The sequence below is a fragment of the Maribacter aurantiacus genome (genome assembly GCF_005780245.1).
In the GTDB taxonomy this organism is placed as follows: Bacteria; Bacteroidota; Bacteroidia; order Flavobacteriales; family Flavobacteriaceae; genus Maribacter; species Maribacter flavus.
In genome coordinates this window covers 127427-144050 of sequence record NZ_VBUK01000002.1, presented here as the reverse complement: position 1 = coordinate 144050, position 16624 = coordinate 127427, and the positions used below count along the sequence as shown (strand labels likewise).

20 protein-coding genes are annotated in these 16624 nt (G+C 41.3%); 10 read left to right on the top strand and 10 right to left on the bottom strand.

The features are described from left to right. The first annotated feature begins 2 nt into the window (after window positions 1–2). Window positions 3–722, top strand: a complete 720-nt coding sequence (locus FEK29_RS05805) for an NUDIX hydrolase (protein WP_138257481.1) — start codon at window positions 3–5, stop codon at window positions 720–722. Window positions 723–777: 55 nt separating this feature from the next. Here the strand turns inward: FEK29_RS05805 and FEK29_RS05800 are convergent, their stop codons facing one another. Beyond that, window positions 778–1605: a ferritin-like domain-containing protein gene (locus FEK29_RS05800; protein ID WP_138257480.1), complete on the bottom strand. Its 828-nt coding sequence runs from the start codon at window positions 1603–1605 to the stop codon at window positions 778–780. 27 nt (window positions 1606–1632) lie between these two features. After that, window positions 1633–2370, bottom strand: coding sequence for a ferritin-like domain-containing protein (locus FEK29_RS05795; protein ID WP_138257479.1), 738 nt, complete (start codon window positions 2368–2370; stop codon window positions 1633–1635). A gap of 303 nt (window positions 2371–2673) precedes the next feature. Between FEK29_RS05795 and FEK29_RS05790 the strand changes: the two genes are divergently transcribed. Further along, on the top strand, window positions 2674–2895 hold the full coding sequence (locus tag FEK29_RS05790; RefSeq protein WP_138257478.1) for a hypothetical protein: 222 nt from the start codon (window positions 2674–2676) through the stop codon (window positions 2893–2895). A gap of 167 nt (window positions 2896–3062) precedes the next feature. Then, a complete protein-coding gene (locus tag FEK29_RS17910; RefSeq protein WP_161595321.1) occupies window positions 3063–3206 on the top strand; it encodes a hypothetical protein in 144 nt (47 codons plus the stop codon). A 44-nt stretch (window positions 3207–3250) separates the two neighbouring features. Here the strand turns inward: FEK29_RS17910 and FEK29_RS05785 are convergent, their stop codons facing one another. The 5 genes from FEK29_RS05785 to FEK29_RS05765 all read right to left on the bottom strand — a co-directional run bounded on the left by FEK29_RS05785 (window position 3251) and on the right by FEK29_RS05765 (window position 7095). After that, complete coding sequence (locus FEK29_RS05785; RefSeq protein WP_138257477.1) at window positions 3251–3526, bottom strand: ATP-dependent Clp protease adaptor ClpS; 276 nt, start codon at window positions 3524–3526, stop codon at window positions 3251–3253. Between the two features lie 21 nt (window positions 3527–3547). After that, complete coding sequence (prmA, locus tag FEK29_RS05780) at window positions 3548–4384, bottom strand: 50S ribosomal protein L11 methyltransferase (protein ID WP_138257476.1); 837 nt, start codon at window positions 4382–4384, stop codon at window positions 3548–3550. Window positions 4385–4559: 175 nt separating this feature from the next. Continuing rightward, a complete protein-coding gene (tpiA, locus tag FEK29_RS05775) occupies window positions 4560–5309 on the bottom strand; it encodes a triose-phosphate isomerase (RefSeq protein WP_138257475.1) in 750 nt (249 codons plus the stop codon). Window positions 5310–5353: 44 nt separating this feature from the next. Further along, complete coding sequence (locus FEK29_RS05770; protein WP_138257474.1) at window positions 5354–6451, bottom strand: BT_3928 family protein; 1098 nt, start codon at window positions 6449–6451, stop codon at window positions 5354–5356. Window positions 6452–6549: 98 nt separating this feature from the next. Then, window positions 6550–7095, bottom strand: coding sequence for a DUF1599 domain-containing protein (locus FEK29_RS05765; RefSeq protein WP_138257473.1), 546 nt, complete (start codon window positions 7093–7095; stop codon window positions 6550–6552). A 97-nt stretch (window positions 7096–7192) separates the two neighbouring features. Here FEK29_RS05765 and folP point away from each other — a divergent pair, with 97 nt between their 5' ends. The 3 genes from folP to FEK29_RS05750 are packed head-to-tail and all read left to right on the top strand — an operon-like array spanning window position 7193 to window position 9632. After that, window positions 7193–8017: a dihydropteroate synthase gene (gene folP / locus FEK29_RS05760; protein ID WP_138257472.1), complete on the top strand. Its 825-nt coding sequence runs from the start codon at window positions 7193–7195 to the stop codon at window positions 8015–8017. 53 nt (window positions 8018–8070) lie between these two features. Next, a complete protein-coding gene (cdaA, locus tag FEK29_RS05755; RefSeq protein WP_138257471.1) occupies window positions 8071–8856 on the top strand; it encodes a diadenylate cyclase CdaA in 786 nt (261 codons plus the stop codon). After that, window positions 8856–9632 (top strand): DUF3667 domain-containing protein, encoded by a 777-nt coding sequence (locus FEK29_RS05750; protein ID WP_138257470.1) that lies wholly within the window; start codon window positions 8856–8858, stop codon window positions 9630–9632. The genes cdaA and FEK29_RS05750 overlap by 1 nt, the downstream gene beginning before the upstream one ends. Window positions 9633–9641: 9 nt before the next feature. Here FEK29_RS05750 and FEK29_RS05745 read toward each other — a convergent pair whose 3' ends face one another. Together FEK29_RS05745 and truA are read right to left on the bottom strand one after the other, a co-directional pair. Continuing rightward, window positions 9642–11408 carry an ABC transporter ATP-binding protein gene (locus FEK29_RS05745; protein WP_138257469.1) on the bottom strand — a complete coding sequence of 589 codons (1767 nt, stop codon included), beginning with the start codon at window positions 11406–11408 and terminating at the stop codon, window positions 9642–9644. After that, window positions 11398–12150, bottom strand: a complete 753-nt coding sequence (gene truA, locus FEK29_RS05740) for a tRNA pseudouridine(38-40) synthase TruA (RefSeq protein WP_138257468.1) — start codon at window positions 12148–12150, stop codon at window positions 11398–11400. Before truA ends, FEK29_RS05745 begins: the two co-directional genes overlap by 11 nt. Before the next feature lie 81 nt (window positions 12151–12231). Between truA and FEK29_RS05735 the strand changes: the two genes are divergently transcribed. Next, window positions 12232–12726, top strand: coding sequence for a metallophosphoesterase family protein (locus FEK29_RS05735; protein ID WP_138257467.1), 495 nt, complete (start codon window positions 12232–12234; stop codon window positions 12724–12726). Between the two features lie 183 nt (window positions 12727–12909). On the opposite strand, the gene FEK29_RS05730 is transcribed toward FEK29_RS05735, so the two are convergent. After that, a complete protein-coding gene (locus FEK29_RS05730) occupies window positions 12910–13320 on the bottom strand; it encodes a DUF4293 domain-containing protein (RefSeq protein WP_138257466.1) in 411 nt (136 codons plus the stop codon). Between the two features lie 200 nt (window positions 13321–13520). Here FEK29_RS05730 and rho point away from each other — a divergent pair, with 200 nt between their 5' ends. From rho to FEK29_RS05715, 3 genes are all read left to right on the top strand, one after another. Then, window positions 13521–15125 (top strand): transcription termination factor Rho, encoded by a 1605-nt coding sequence (gene rho / locus FEK29_RS05725; protein ID WP_138257465.1) that lies wholly within the window; start codon window positions 13521–13523, stop codon window positions 15123–15125. A gap of 123 nt (window positions 15126–15248) precedes the next feature. Further along, window positions 15249–15884 carry a hypothetical protein gene (locus tag FEK29_RS05720; protein WP_138257464.1) on the top strand — a complete coding sequence of 212 codons (636 nt, stop codon included), beginning with the start codon at window positions 15249–15251 and terminating at the stop codon, window positions 15882–15884. 3 nt (window positions 15885–15887) lie between these two features. Next, the gene (locus FEK29_RS05715) at window positions 15888–16577 is read left to right on the top strand and encodes a hypothetical protein (protein WP_138257463.1); all 690 of its coding nucleotides are present in this window, start codon (window positions 15888–15890) and stop codon (window positions 16575–16577) included. Window positions 16578–16624: the final 47 nt, after the last annotated feature.

Here is a 16624-nt window from a genome sequence, read left to right as displayed (position 1 = left end):
CATTGCAGAATACCGACCAAAAAGAAATTTTATCACTTGCTTATTACGACCACGAGGACAAGGTTCTACTTGCTGTGGACTGTATCATTTTTGGCTTTGACCAAGAAGAGCTGAAAATATTATTAGTAAAAAGGGGCTTTGAACCCGAAAAAGGAAAGTGGTCCCTAATTGGGGGGTTTCTTAAGAAAGAGGAAGACCTTGATATTGCCGCCAGTAGGGTACTCTATCATTTAACGGGCCTGAACAATATCTATATGGAGCAACTTTATACCTACAGTAAGGTTGATAGAGATCCTGCAGATCGAACCCTATCCGTTGCATATTATGCGCTTATCGATATTGCAAATCACGACAAAGAACTGATAAAACAAAATTCCGCAAAATGGTTTCCCATAAAAGAGGCTCCAAATTTGATCTTTGACCATAACGACATGGTGGAAAGGGCCATGGCCAGACTTCGTAGAAGAGCCTTAAGCAAACCTATAGGTTTTGAACTGCTGCCCGAGAAATTTACCATGCGACAGCTCCAAAAACTGTACGAAGGCATCATGGGGAAGAAACTGGACAAGCGGAACTTTATCAGCAAATTCAATTCCTTCGATATCCTCATCAAATTGGATGAAAAGGATATGAGCTCCTCCAAAAAAGGAGCCTTTCTGTACAAATTCAATGAGGAAAAGTACAATCGCAAGGTTGAAGAGGGCTTCAATTTCAAGATTTAAAAAAGAGGTATCCTAAATGGATACCCCTTAAACAACCAACCTAACCTAAACAAAATTAGTTTACAATAAAGAGACTAGCTATTGCTGTAGCATCATCTCCGGAAAGCGGTTCATCATAGGCTTCTGAAGAGGCTTCCATAGTAAATGGGCCATCGGACCCCAAGGTGGTTACATCTACCCCACCTTGTACGATATTCTCCTCTCCATCATAAACGGCCTGCGTAGCTTCCGGCATGCCCATGCCCCGATCGTTATTGGTAATCCAACCCTTCAAACCTCTGAGTCTTCTAATTTCGGAGGCATGTCGTGCTTCTACGGAATGAATCTGCAGGGCGGGCGTTAAAAAATCCGAACCTAGCAAGTTACCGGCCTGGCCTTTATAGGCCCTTACACCGGTGTCCTCAAAGGCTTGTGCCAAGGCCAAAAGCTGTGCATAGGCCGTTTCCTGCCCTACTCCATTATCGTTAAAGGGGTCGAACATACCGCCTACCGTAAAATCAAAAGTTGGCTTTTCCACAGGTGTAACACCTGCACCTTCCAGTCCGGCCCTTAAAAAGTCTACATGGGCCTGTTCGTGTTTTGATATCTGCATGTAGACAATCTCCGGCCTACCTGAAGGCAAAACACCGGATTGAAGTGCCAAGTCATAAAATTCATCCTCCAAATACTCCAAAGTCAAGGCAAGTTGCAGTGCTCCTACAGGGTCTGCACTCATTGACTGTGCTAAGGCCTTTTTTGGAACGCTCGCAAGTCCAAAAGGTACAGCGGCTATGGCAGCCTTTTTAGAAAGTGCTCCCAATTTTGAAAAAACGTCCCTTCTAGAAGTTTTTCCGTCGATGAGATTATCCGTTGTAAATTCGTCTAAAAATTTTATAATATTCATAATGTTATTGTATTTGTATGTTACTAGTTATGGTAAATTGTTTGCCGTGAACTGAGTGGTAATAAATCCTGTAGCACCTACAGCCGCAAGTATTTCCGATGGGTCCATTGCCACATCCAATCCAGTTGTTACGTCAATAATATCATCACCGGAAAAATCGGCACTTTCTGGATTGATCAGTGACCGGATCGCCGATGCATGTCGCGCTTCAACGGAAACAATTTTACCAGCTATCAGTAAATAGTTGGGGTCCGATATCAACCTTCCCGCGCCATTGTAGGCGGCAACTCCCGTATCTTCCAAAACCCTTGCTGTTCCAAGAACCTCATCCCGACTCCCAAAATTCAGCGAACCATAATCGAACTCCAGTTCCGGTAAAACGAGCTCAGTATTTGATCCGACGGCAGCGGTAATAGCAGCCTTGAAAAACTCCCGATGATTAACTTCATGATTGTATAGATCTGTAAAAACCTGTCTTTCTACATCTGAAATATTGGCGTAAAAAGAATTTACAACCTTGGTATAAAAATCGGCTTCCAGTTGTTCCAAGGCATAGGCATAATTTAATACCCCCAAGTCTCCTGACCCCAGATCAAAGATCCCATCTTCCATGGGCGGCATGGGGATCATACCTCCATTATAATCGTCATCGCTACAAGCCACAAATAGACCAGCTCCTGCCAATCCAAGACCACTTAACTTTAGAAATCTCCTGCGATTTCTGGCCCTGTTGGCCATATCCACTTTAATAACTTTTTTACTCATACTACTCCTTTTTTTAGGTTAAACTTTCACTCGTACCTACGGAGATAATACGGAGGAGATGCTAAAAAAATCTTAAAAAGAAACTAAATCCTACCATATTGAATATGAAGGAGCATGAAACTTGGCACCCTTAAATTTAAAATGCGCAAAGCATGGTGTTTTAATTAATCGATTTATCCGCTTCACTCTTTTCAAAAAGTTAAATTCATCATAAATACATCAATCTAATTGTGCCATAATTAGTTACTATTGGTCAAGAATTGCTTAATTTGATTATTATGCTAACTTTGAAAAAAAACGTACATGGATTTACTTGAAAAAGCTCAGGAATTTGAAAACAGAAAAATGAGCAATATGTCTACCAGTGACAGGGTGGAGGCGTCCAGAGAAGCAAAAGCTTTAATATTGAGTATAAACGAAGTTTATAAGGAAACCAAAGATCCCAACCTAATGGATGTCATGAAAAGGTTGACAGAGAAAAAGAAAAAAATAGAGAAACGTTTGAATGGAGTTCCTCTCGTTTAAATCCAGTTCTTAACAATCATATTACGCCCCTTCTTAAAGGGGTTTTTTATTGGGTGTCCATTAAGCCATGAATTAAACTACAAAACATCCAAGTTAAAGTACTGTTTGTCAATTATTTTACCTGTACTCATTTTTTGCTCCGAACTTTGTCGGCCAACAAACAAAAAATGAAAAAGGACCAGAAAAAATCTGAAATGGCCCGAAAAAGAATGGCCAAAATGTCAAACTTGGCAGCAAAGTACGTGCTACCCATAGTGGTGATTTTTTGCTTTGCAATGGGATTGATTATTCTTTATAAGAAAGTGTTGTAAAATCCAGTGCAATTGGAAGATTTACCGAAATGCCGTTGAATACCCTAAACAATTTCCGCACTAAGACCGGCATTTAAAAGTCCTGAACATTGGGGTGCCAAATCATTGTACTCACCTGTCTTAACAGTACACTTTCCGTTGTAATGAACGATAAGGGAACACTGCTCCGCCTGCTCCGGGGTATGATCACAGACCGCTATAAGTGTCTCTATGACGTGATCAAAAGTATTTACATCGTCATTAAAAAGAACTATCTCATTTTGTTTGACCGTCTCTTCCTCCAAGAGGAGCTCTTCGGAAATTTTTTCTTTAGTGCTCATTACAATCGATTTTGCTATAGCCTAAAATACATATTTTGCGGCAACCCAATTGTTCTTTTCAAGATTTTTTTCGAACCGAAGGCCAACCTCATGGCACTTTTCCGTAATTAACAATAAATCTTCCAGATAAAAGCCACTGACCAAAAGTACACCTTCCTTTTTCAAACAACGGACATATGTTGGAATATCTTCCAAGAGTATATTACGGTTGATATTGGCGATGATAACATCATACTTCCTTTCACCTAAAAGTGCCGCATCGCCTTCAAATACGGAAATATTCCCGATACCATTTCGTTCCACGTTCTCCTTGGAATTTAGATAACACCAATTATCGATATCAATAGCATCAAGTTCTTTGGCCCCTCGTTTGGATGCCAATATGGCCAGAACGCCCGTACCGCAACCCATATCCAATACAGTTTTGTCATCCAGCTCCAAAGTAAGGATATGCTGCAACATCATATGGGTGGTTTCGTGATGGCCCGTGCCAAAGCTCATTTTGGGTTCTATGATAATGTCGTATTCAACATTAAGCGCATCGTGGAAAGGCGCTCGTACCATGCATCTATCGTCCACCAAAATCGGTTGGAAATTCCTTTCCCATGTCACGTTCCAGTTTTCTTGGGCAATTTCCTTATAGGTAAATGAGATATCAAAATTCCCGTTGTTCAGTATATATAGTCCATCCAATATGTTTTCACTCCATTCTTCCTTTTGGATATATGCCAAAACCCCCGTTTCTTCCTCTACGAAACTTTCAAAACCAACTTCCCCCAACTCGGCGATAAGAATGTCTGAAGCAGGTTGCAACGGTGCCACCAAAAATTTGTACTCCATGTAAATGGTATCGTTCATTTCCCGGTATTTAAAAGAGGCTGTCTAAAAAGTCACAATACCATTCATATGTCACATCGAGCGCAGTCGAGATGCGTTAAAAACCAGTAAGTTATAATTCTCGACTCAGCTCGAATTGACAGCAGAAATGACTTTTTAGACAGCCTCTTTATAAAACAATCAATTTTATGGTTCTTTAAATCGCTTTGATAATTGCCACAAAATCGTCCGATACTAAGGAAGCACCACCAATTAGACCACCGTCAACATCGGGTTTTGAAAAAATCTCTTCTGCATTCCCAGGTTTCACGCTGCCCCCATATAAAATGGAAACGTTGGAAGCCACGGAACTATCATAAGCATCTGAAATAACCTTTCTGATAAAAGCATGCATTTCCTGTGCCTGTTCCGGTGATGCCGTTTCTCCCGTTCCTATGGCCCAAACAGGTTCGTAGGCCAGTATAATCTTGCTCCAATCGGATTTATCCAAAGAAAACAGCGCATTTTTAAGTTGGCTTTCCACCACATTGAAATGGTTTCCAGATTTGCGGTCCTCCAATTCCTCCCCAAAGCAAAACATGACCCTAATGCCTTTCTCCATAGCTGTTCTCACCTTTTTGGCCAAGATTTCATCGGTTTCGCCAAAATAGGCCCTACGTTCCGAATGTCCGATAATACAAGTATCCACACCAATATTCAATAGCATATCCGCAGAAATTTCCCCGGTATATGCCCCACTTTCTGCAAAATGCATATTCTGTGCAATCACTTCTATCCGAGAAGCTTCTAGATTGCGAACTGCCGCCGCCAAGTTTACGAACGTTGGCGCTACCATAACCTCCGCTTTGGTATCCGGCAGTTTGGCGGCCAATTCCACCAATAAGGCTTCGGTCTCTTCCAGGTTCTTGTTCATTTTCCAATTTCCTGCTACTATCTTACTTCTCATTGTTATACTATTTATGCTTGTTTAATTTATGGTATGACTATCGATTATTCAAATGTAAGGTACTCCAAATCATTGTAATGCACCTTTTGTTTTATGGTTCCTTTTTCCAAGACCAAAACCCCGGGATTGGACCTTACAATAGTTTTCAAGGTCGTTTGATCGGTGAAATAGAACTCAAATCCCAAATTGAATTCCTGTTTCAAAACCTGGGTCTGCTCCGGCCCGGAAGCAGACATACCAATAACCTTGTATCCATTTTCCATGGCCTTGTCCGTAACCTCTTTCACTTCGGAAAAAACCTCCGTATTGGCCTTTCGTAAATCATAGGCGATGACCATGACCAATTTGGGTTCCTGCAATAGACTCGCTGCAAAATCCTCGCCTTCCTGTTCAATGGTAAAATCGTGTACCGGAGGCTCGTAGCCCTTCTGTATCTCTTCGGTCTCAACACCTATGAATTCCCCATTTACCGTGGGATAATCCCCATTGGTAACTATGACCTGTTCTTCACCGTTCACTTTAAATTTCCATGAATACTCATAAACGGGCTTGGGTGCGTCCTCCGGGATACCCATTCCCTCTTCTATATTTTTTCCGATTTCATAAGGCCTAAAATCGATTACGGGCAAATGATTCAGGACATAGTAGGCATACCCGATGCAGCCAACTATGGAGATGGCCACCAGTACCTTGGTAATAAAGGGCCTAAAAAGTGGCGTGATATATTCCTTCCCATAAAACAACAAAAGTATCAGTACCAACAGAACTACATCCTTTGAAAAGGATTCCCATGGGGTCAACTTGATGGCATCCCCAAAACAACCGCAATCCGTTACCTTATTGAAATATGCGGAATAGAACGTCAAAAACGTAAAGAACACGATCATCAACAAAAGACTCCTTAGGGTAAATTTTCGAAGTATACCCAGTATAAGGAATACTCCCAAAAGCACTTCAAAAATGACCACTATCAAGGAAATGGTCAATGCATGCGGTTCAAAAAAAGGCATATTGAGCACTCCGGGACTGAAGTATTCCTCCAACTTAAAAGAAAATCCAACAGGGTCGTTCAATTTTATGAACCCGCTGATAATAAAAAGTACCCCTACAAAAATTCGAACTACTCCAATTACATATTTCATCTGTTTATTTTTATTGTTTTCCATAGGTCAGATGCAATTCGCCAATAACCATCTTGGTGGGCAATAAGACTTCTTATGGCTCATTTCATAATTCTTAATTAATTTTCAGACAAACCTAGGTGAATCAATGCAAAAACAGCATAGTTTATCATATCCTGATAGTTGGCATCAATACCCTCGCTCACCAAGGTTTTCCCCTTATTGTTCTCAATGGATTTCACCCTGAGCAATTTTTGCAGTATTAAATCCGTCAGGGAACTTACGCGCATGTCCCGCCAGGCCTCACCATAATCATGGTTTTTATTGAGCATGAGTTCCTTGGTTGCGTTCACGTGCTTTTTATAGAGTGATAGGGCCGTTTTGGGATCTAGGTCTGGCTGTTCCGCCACGCCTAGCTCAAGCTGTATCAAGGCCATCACAGAATAATTTATTATTCCTATGAACTCCGGAACCTCGCCCTCGTCCACTTTACGAAAGGCATTTTCCTGCAAGCTACGTATCCGTTGCGCCTTGATAAATATTTGATCGGTAAGGGAGGGTAAACGGAGAATGCGCCATGCGCACCCGTAATCAAGCATTTTCTTTTCGTAAAGATCCTGACAAACCTTGATTACGGCATTATACTGCTCTTCCGTTTTTTGCATGTGGTTGTTGTAATTTGTGTAAATTTCGCTCAAAAATTTGTAACCATCAAGATTGGGAGTTCAAACTTAAAACCATCCCAATGACCAAAAGGACCGTATGACGATAAACTGTAAGGGAAAACTTATTGATTTGACAAATCCCAAAGTGATGGGCATCCTCAACCTTACCCCAGATTCCTTTTACGATGGCGGTAAGTACAAAAATGAACGTGACATTTTGGAACAAGTGGAAAAAATGCTCTCTTGGGGTGCTACTTTTATCGACCTTGGCGCTTATAGTACGAGGCCCGGAGCCGACGAAATCAGCACCGATGAGGAGCTGAAACGTTTATTGCCCGTACTTGAACTTGTACTAAGCAAATTTCCCGATGCTCTGGTGTCCATAGACACGTTCAAATCAAAGGTAGCCGAAGAGGCCCTTGAACTCGGCGCCGCATTGATCAACGATATTTCTGCCGGACTTTTGGACGAAGCCATGATGGAAGTAATAGCGGAATACCACGTTCCTTACATTATGATGCACATGCGGGGCAATCCCAAAACCATGCAGGAACAAATTTTCTATGAGGATTTGCTACAGGAAATCATGTTCTATTTCTCAGAACGGCTGTCCGTGGCAAGATCCAAGGGTATCATCGATGTCATCATCGATCCTGGTTTTGGCTTTTCCAAAACCCTGGAGCAGAACTATGAATTATTGAAAAACTTGGATTTGTTGACCATGGCCGATAGACCCATTTTGGCTGGACTTAGCCGTAAATCCATGATATACAAACTCTTGGGTACGGACGCCCAGCATGCCCTCAATGGAACAACCGCCCTCAATATGTTAGCGTTAGAAAAAAGGGCATCCATTTTAAGGGTGCACGATGTTGCGGAGGCCATGGAATGTATCAAGATTTACAGGCAATTGACCACTTAATTTTGGGAATACTTGTTCATCTATTTTTGTTAATTTTACAGAAACGGCACTCTTTGGATTTTTTAAATTTTATCGATTTTAAGATTACGGATATCCTGGATATCGTTTTGGTGGCCGTACTCCTTTACTATGTTTATAAACTGGTCCGTGGTTCTGCGGCCATCAATATCTTCATTGGCATTGTCATTGTTTGGGCCTTCTGGAAACTTACAGAGCTTTTGGGCATGGAGATGATCAGTAGCATCGTGGGTGCCTTCATGCAGGTGGGGCTTATAGCCTTAATAATCGTTTTTCAACAGGAGATACGAAAGTTCCTTCTAATGATCGGTTCCACAAATTTTGCCAATAAACGAAACTTCGTAAAGCATTTTAAATTCCTAAAACAGGAGGGAGATACTACGAGTATTGATGTGGAGGCAATCGTTAAGGCTTGTGAAAAAATGTCGGCTTCAAAGACCGGAGCCATTTTGGTCATAGAAAGGGGCAATTCCTTGGATTTTATAAAAAGTACGGGCGACAGAATGAACATTGAGGTCACCCAGCCCATCATAGAAAGTATTTTCTACAAGAACAGCCCCTTACACGACGGTGCCGCGGTAATCGTGGATAATTACATTGTTGCGACCCGGGTCATTTTACCCGTCACCAATGAACGTAGTATTCCTCTCCGGTACGGTCTTAGGCACCGAGCCGCCATAGGCATAACCGAAAAAACGGATGCACTCTGTTTGGTGGTAAGCGAGGAAACCGGACAGATTTCCTATATAAAAAACGGGGAATTTATACTGTTTGAGTCTGGCGCACAATTGATAACGCTTTTGAAAAAAGACCTTGTATAATGCAATGTAAAAATTGTGGGAATACTTTAAGAACGGACTACAATTATTGTCCGGATTGCGGAGCCCAAGTGATACGCAATAGGCTAACCGTAAAAAATCTTTGGTATGATGCCATTGAAAGGTATTTTAATGTGGACAACACTTTTTTACGGACATTTACCCATCTTTTTTCAAAACCAGAATCGGTAATTGTAGGTTATATTGAAGGAATACGTAAAAAGTACTTAAACCCAATCAGTTACTTGGGAATCGCCATTACACTTTCTGGTCTTCTCGTATTCTTTATGCGAAAGAACAGTGGGCAGTTCGATATGGATGTTTTAGGAACGGGCCAGTCCCAAGCTTGGCAGGGAAAATTCTGGGACGCAATTCTCGACTACCAAGCCATTTTATTCGTTTTATATATACCGATGATGGCTATTGCCGGGTGGCTGAATTTCCAGGCAAAAAAATACAACTTTTCCGAAAGGATTGTCATATTCACCTATACCCTGGCGCAATATTCATTAGGTATATTTATACCATCCCTCATAATTTTGGCCTTCATACCAAGTTTCTACATGAAATTTAGTTTCATAGCAATTCTCTTCATGTATTTGTATTCTGCCTATGTTATAAAAAGGATCGCACGTGAAAAAGGAATTGAGCTTTGGTCAAAGGTCCTGATATTTTGGATGTTATTCACCGTCTTTTATTTCAGTCTTTCCATTATCATCCCAATAATTCTTTTTCTCACGGGAACTATTCAGCCAGAGGATTTCAAACCCTCTGCTTAGAACTGTCCATCATGCCACTTCCTCTGCCAGGAACTGGGCTTCGTATAGGTTGCGATAATATCCGCCTTTTTTCAAGAGCTCTTTGTGGGATCCCATTTCCACAATTTTACCGTCATCCATAACAATGATTTTATCGGCTTTTTTTATGGTTGCCAATCTATGGGCGATAACGATGGAAGTCCTTCCTTTGGTAATACGCTCTGTAGCCTGTTGTATCAGACGTTCAGAATAGGTATCAATGGAGGAAGTAGCCTCGTCCAACACCAAAATACTGGGCTTGCTAACATAGGCTCGCAAAAAGGCGATTAACTGTCTTTGACCGCTGGACAGCATGCTTCCTCGTTCCTTTACGTTGTATTCATAACCGCCCGGAAGGCTTGCAATGAACTCGTCCACGCCAATCGCCTTGGCGGCCTCCTCGATGTCCCCAACGGATATGTCGGGATTTTTTAGGGAAATATTGTTGGCAATGGTATCGGCAAACAAAAAGACATCCTGTAGTACGATCGCAATATGGGATCTAAGCGAGGATAATGTATAATCCTTGATATCGACTCCGTCTACCAGAATCTTACCGGAATTGATCTCGTAAAACCGGTTCAATAAATTTATTATGGTGGATTTACCAGCTCCCGTTGCTCCCACGATCGCTATGGTTTCACCGGCCTTTACATCAAAGGAGATGCCGTGCAATACTTCCTCATCCTCCAGATACCCGAAGCGGACATCCTTAAATTGGATCGTTCCCTTTACCTCGGTCTTTTCCATTTGTCCATTATCCTCAATGGAACTATCGGTATCCAAAATCTTAAAGACCCTGTTCGCGGCGACCATACCCATTTGTAGGGTATTGAACTTGTCCGCAATCTGTCTTAGGGGCCTAAAGAGTAAATCGATCAACATGATATAAGCAAAGACCGTACCTGCCACATCGTTTGTAATGTTGGCAACGTTCTGCAAGCCACCGTACCAAACTACCAAACCTACCGTAATGGAAGAAACGATTTCGGCAATAGGAAAAAAGATGGAATTGTACCAAACCGTTCGTAGCCAGGCATTCTGATGCTTTTCATTGATTTCCCTGAATTTTTCACTCTCTATCCTTTCCCTGGTGAACAATTGCACGATTTTCATTCCGGTAATCCGTTCCTGCACAAAGGAATTTAGGTTGGAAACCTCTGCCCTTACCTCAGTAAAAGCGACTTTCATCGCCTTCTGGAAGAGTCGGGTGGCATATAAAATTATGGGCAGCACTGAAAAGACCAACAAGGCCAGTTTCCAATTAATGTAGATCATTACCCCCGCCGCTACTACCATTTTCAACAAATCCGCCACGATTACAAAAAAACCCTGACTGAAAATCTCCCCAATGCGCTGCATGTCCGCCACCGCCCTAGTCACCAAAACACCCAAAGAGGAATTGTCAAAATACTTCATTTTGAATCCCAGCATTTTCTGGAATAGATTGATCCGTACGTCCCTGATTACGGATTCCCCCAACCAATTGGCGTAATAATTGAACAGCAATTGTGAAATGACTTGCCCCAGAAGTACGGCCAGCATGGCCAGTGTTAGGTGTAACAGTTTATCGGCATCGCTACCTTTAATGGCATCATCTATGATTTGCTTTAGAAGTAATGGCGTGAGCACGGCAAAGGCCGATAAAAGGATTGCGGCCAAGGCCACGCCATAAAAAGTAAACCTGTAAGGCCGTGTATACTTCATCAAGCGCTTGAACAGTCTTGTATCAAAGGCATTGCCAGTATTATCGCTCATGCTTGAAAATATTCTTTGGATAGGTAATCGATGTCAAATATAGTCCTTTTGCAGGTACCGAAACACCGGCCTCCGACCGATCCTTACTATTTAGGATAGCCTTAACATGCTTTGGTGGGTACTTCCCGTGACCCACATCCAAAAGTGTCCCTACGATAGCCCTGACCATATTCCTAAGAAAGCGATCTGCGCTGATCTTAAATATGAGTTTATCGGAACCTAGTTCCCAACGAGCCGTTCTAATATCGCAAAAATAGGTCTTCACGTCCGTTTTTGATTTGGAAAAACATTCAAAATCCTGCTTTCCCATGAGCAGTTCAGCGGCCGTATTCATTAGATCAAGGTGCAATGGTTTTTTCACGAAATATGCCGTATCCTTAAAAAAAGGGTCCTTTTCCTGACAAACCCAATATTCGTACGAACGGGAGATTGCATGAAATCGGGCATGAGCGTCGTCCTGAACTGGAAAAATACCTTGGACGGCAATATCCCCTGGAAGAAATGCATTTATTCTATAGATAAGATTTTCTATATCGGCGATGGGTTCAAAATCGAAATGACCGAACATCTCCCTGGCATGCACCCCGGTATCCGTTCTTCCGGCACCCACTATTTCAACGGGACTCCTCAAGAGTTTTGATACCACGCCTTCCAATACTTCCTGAACGGTAATGGCGTTGGGCTGGTTTTGCCACCCGTGATACTTCTTTCCAAAATAGGAGAACTGAATAAAATATCTCAAAGGGATACGCTAATTTTGTAGTTCACAAAGATATAAAAACCAAAAATTAGAAGACAAGGCCTTTGTGCCGATACCAAAATTATGACCAAAATCCTTTTGCTTTCCGATACCCATTCCCATTTGGACGAGACCATTTTGAAATATGCCGCCATGGCGGATGAAATCTGGCATGCGGGGGACATTGGTTCGCTAGAGGTATGTGATGCACTTTCCGCTTTAAAACCGTTAAGGGCCGTTTATGGCAATATTGACGATCACAGTATCCAACAGGAATACCCGCTAAACAATAGGTTTATGTGCGAGGAAGTGGATGTTTGGATTACACACATTGGAGGATACCCTCCCAAGTACAACCCCAACACACGCGGGGAAATCAAAAAAAAGCCCCCAAAACTCTTCATCTGCGGCCATTCCCATATTTTAAAAGTTATGTGGGATAAAAATGTAGGTCTGTTACATATGAATCCCGGTGCCTGCGGCAAACATGGGTTTCACCAAGTGAGGACCATGTTACGGTTTACCATAGACGGAAAGGAAATTAATGATTTGGAAGTTATAGAGCTTGGAAAAAGGTAAGCTAGGTTTAGAAAGCCCGCACAAACGGATTGGGAGCTTTATGGTCAATTCCAAGGAAAGTATCGGCAGAAAAAAACTTAATTGCAAGTAACTCAAACCGGAATATTTAAACCCTTTGGTATTGTAAATAAAAACCCGGGAACTACCCCGGGTTTTCGCACTAATACTACTAAGATGTTAGGTTTAACGTAGACGATCCACAGATTTTACAAGATCTTCATCCTTTTTAATCGCCCTATTGGCAAGGGTTAAAAAAACGATAGAAAATACAGGAATCAGCATCCCAATACCCTTCTCAGAAACTGTAGTCTCTCCGGATAGATTTAGGGACCGATAAACGAAAAGTCCTAGTAAAAAAAGGTTTAATATCATGTTCAACCGGTTCAACACAAACTGGTTCTTTCTTTTTTTAAATAAAAAAATGGTCCATAAGGCCAAGGCCCCAATTATATAAAACAATATGGATACCAAAATCTCATTGCTCGCATAAATTTCCTGCCCTTTGGCATCTGACCACAGATTTACAAAGAACGGCAGCACACCGGACAATAGTGCAACAACAATTAAATAAACGGTCTGAATTCTTTGAATCATACTCTTTATGGTCCTTGGAGGCACAAAAATAAAGGTCTTTTTAAGAATTATCCACCAAATATTGAAAATAATTTGTAATATTGTAACGTTAATGATTTTAACACTTACCAAAGGGAAACCTTATCCCTCTTTATCCTATTAATTTAGAGTCAGATTTCTTCGTATCCCTAGAAAATACATTTAACTTATTTACATATTTAATGTTTGAGATTTCAGATTTAAAATCAAAAAAGCTTCCTGAGCTTCAGGAAATTGCCAAAGGACTAAACGTTCCCAAATTTAAGACCTTAAAAAAACTGGACCTCGTCTATCAGATTCTAGACTTACAGGCGGCAAACCCAAAAGTGGCGGCTACCGTGGCACCCTCGGAACCGGAAAAACCAAAGACCAAAAAACCTAGGATTTCCAGAAGCAAGGTCGAAAAACAAGAAGAGAAGGATGCTTCCGCAAAGCCATCGGAAACCAACGAGGCCCAAAGCAACGATTCCCCAAAAACAAATTCCAACGAGCAAAGGAACACCAAACCCCGTCAAAAAAATAACGATAACGATACCAAAAGAGACAATCAAAAAAGCTCGCAACAGAATAAAAATCAGAACAATCGAAAACAAAATCACTCGCGTAACACCCATGACAAGAGTAATTTTGACAAAGACCTTAAAAATAGGTACAAAGAACCCGAATATGAGTTCGACAGTATCATCACCAGCGAAGGCGTACTGGACATTATGCAGGACGGTTACGGATTTCTTAGATCTTCCGATTATAATTACCTGTCCTCACCAGACGACATTTATGTGTCACAATCCCAAATCCGTCTTTTTGGCCTAAAACCAGGAGATACGGTATTGGGTAATGTCCGACCCCCAAAAGAGGGCGAAAAATACTTCCCACTGATCAAGGTCAATAAGATTAATGGAATCGATCCGCAAGTGGTTCGTGACCGGGTATCGTTTGAACACTTGACCCCACTCTTCCCAAGGGAAAAATTCAATTTGGCAGAAAAGCAAAGTACCATCTCAACAAGAATCATCGATTTGTTCTCACCCATTGGAAAAGGACAGAGGGGCATGATCGTTTCACAGCCCAAGACCGGTAAAACGATGTTATTGAAGGACATTGCCAACGGTATTGCGGCAAATCATCCAGAGGTATATCAAATTATACTGTTAATTGACGAGCGACCTGAAGAAGTTACCGATATGCAACGAAACGTTCGTGGCGAAGTTGTAGCCTCTACCTTTGACAAGGAAGCCTCTGAACATGTTCGTGTAGCGAACATCGTTCTTGAAAAAGCGAAAAGATTGGTAGAATGCGGTCATGACGTAGTGATACTCCTGGACTCCATTACCCGATTGGCAAGGGCCTACAATACGGTTCAACCCGCTTCAGGTAAGGTGCTCAGTGGTGGTGTGGACGCCAATGCGCTTCATAAACCAAAAAGATTCTTTGGAGCGGCCAGAAATATTGAAAATGGAGGGTCCCTTTCCATCATCGCTACGGCGCTTACCGAAACCGGTTCTAAAATGGACGAGGTTATCTTTGAGGAATTTAAAGGTACCGGAAATATGGAACTTCAATTAGATCGTAAAATTGCCAATAGAAGAATATTCCCCGCCATAGACCTTACTTCTTCAAGTACAAGGCGAGACGATTTGTTATTGGATGAAAACACCTTACAACGTATGTGGATCATGCGCAAATACCTTGCAGATATGAACCCGGTTGAAGCAATGGAGTTCATAGAGCAACGATTCAAACAAACAAAGAACAACGAGGAGTTCTTAATGACTATGAATCAGTAATCCTGGACCAAATAAATTAAAGCTCCAATGGGTCACCACTGGAGCTTTTTTATACCCTAAATTGAAATAAAACCCTATCTTTAAAGAAGTTTCCCCTGAGAATTTAACCAATATCCTGAACCTATGAAGAATTTATGCAAACCTCTCCTGATTTTTATTTTTTTGATTCCCTTGGTTTCTTGCAAACAAAATCAGGAAAAACCGCCTACAGAAGTCAAGGAAGAAGTACTTACCGCCCCCAAACAAATTATATCCCTAGAGGAAGCGGAATCACTTTACGAAAACTACAAAAATAGAAGGGCCGCTTTCATAGAAAAAATGGAATCGGAAAACCAAAAGGACGAAAATCCTTTTGAACCTACCCAGTTTATTTCTTTTGAAATAGAAGTTCTTGAAAACTACCTCAAATATGTGAAGCAGGAGGCAAAAAATGGAGGTACAGAGGCCGATAGCATTCGGATATATCTGGGAAATTATGGAAACACAAGCCGAAGATATCCTAATAAAAACACGGTATTTCTGTTACCCACAGCCCAAGTTGACGGGGCCTACGGGGGCATTTTTATTGATGCAGAAGGGAAGGCCAAGTTAGTGCGCGATTGGATTGCTTCCCAACAAGGTGATAATTCAAAGGAGGGAAGGGAAAAATCCGAAGCCTCATTCATCCCTAAAACAAATGCCGCCCCGGTTTTGCAAGGAGGAACAAGTCTGACTTTAAATAGAGGGAATGGAGGACCTCCACCCAAAACCGACTTCTAACAGATGCTACAAGAACTAGTTGATTTCCTACAGAGGGACTATTTCATTTTTGCCTATATTTTTTCCTTAATCCTGTCCATAATCGCCTACCCGAAATATTTCGATACGTATTTAAAGTACCTACCGGCAATACTGGCCTATACACTGTTGAATGAAATTTTGGGTTATTTCATTAGATACTATCCGGATTTTTCATTTTTTCCAAATGTCCAGGACACAGGATTCAACGATATTATTTACAATATCTATGATTTGATTTTTTTTCCTTTCTTTTTCTACGTGTACTGGAATTTGATTAAAGACAAGAAGTACAAAAGTTGGATACGTACCGTAAGTATTTTGGCAATGCTGACCTATTTGATATCCTGTTTTTTCCAAAATCCTACGCATACCACCCTTTTCTATGCAAATGCCGTTGCTTCTTGGACGCTCTTATTCATCATTTTTCTATATTTCTACGATAAACGGAAATCGCATCTTCCCGTTGTTCAACCCTACAACCTTGTTTTCTGGGTGAGTCTGGGTTTAATCATTTTTCACATTTTCGCTCCAATACTTTTCGTAGTCGGATATCTGAGATATCAGCTTTGGCTGGACTATGGTTTTCGGTCAATTCTACACATTCTAATTATACTCATGCACTTGAGTTTCTGCATTGGTTTTTTTGTTTCCAGAAAAAGGGCCTTTGGATAAAAATCATAAAAAAACCCTTCATAATGGAGGGTCTAAAAAAAAATATG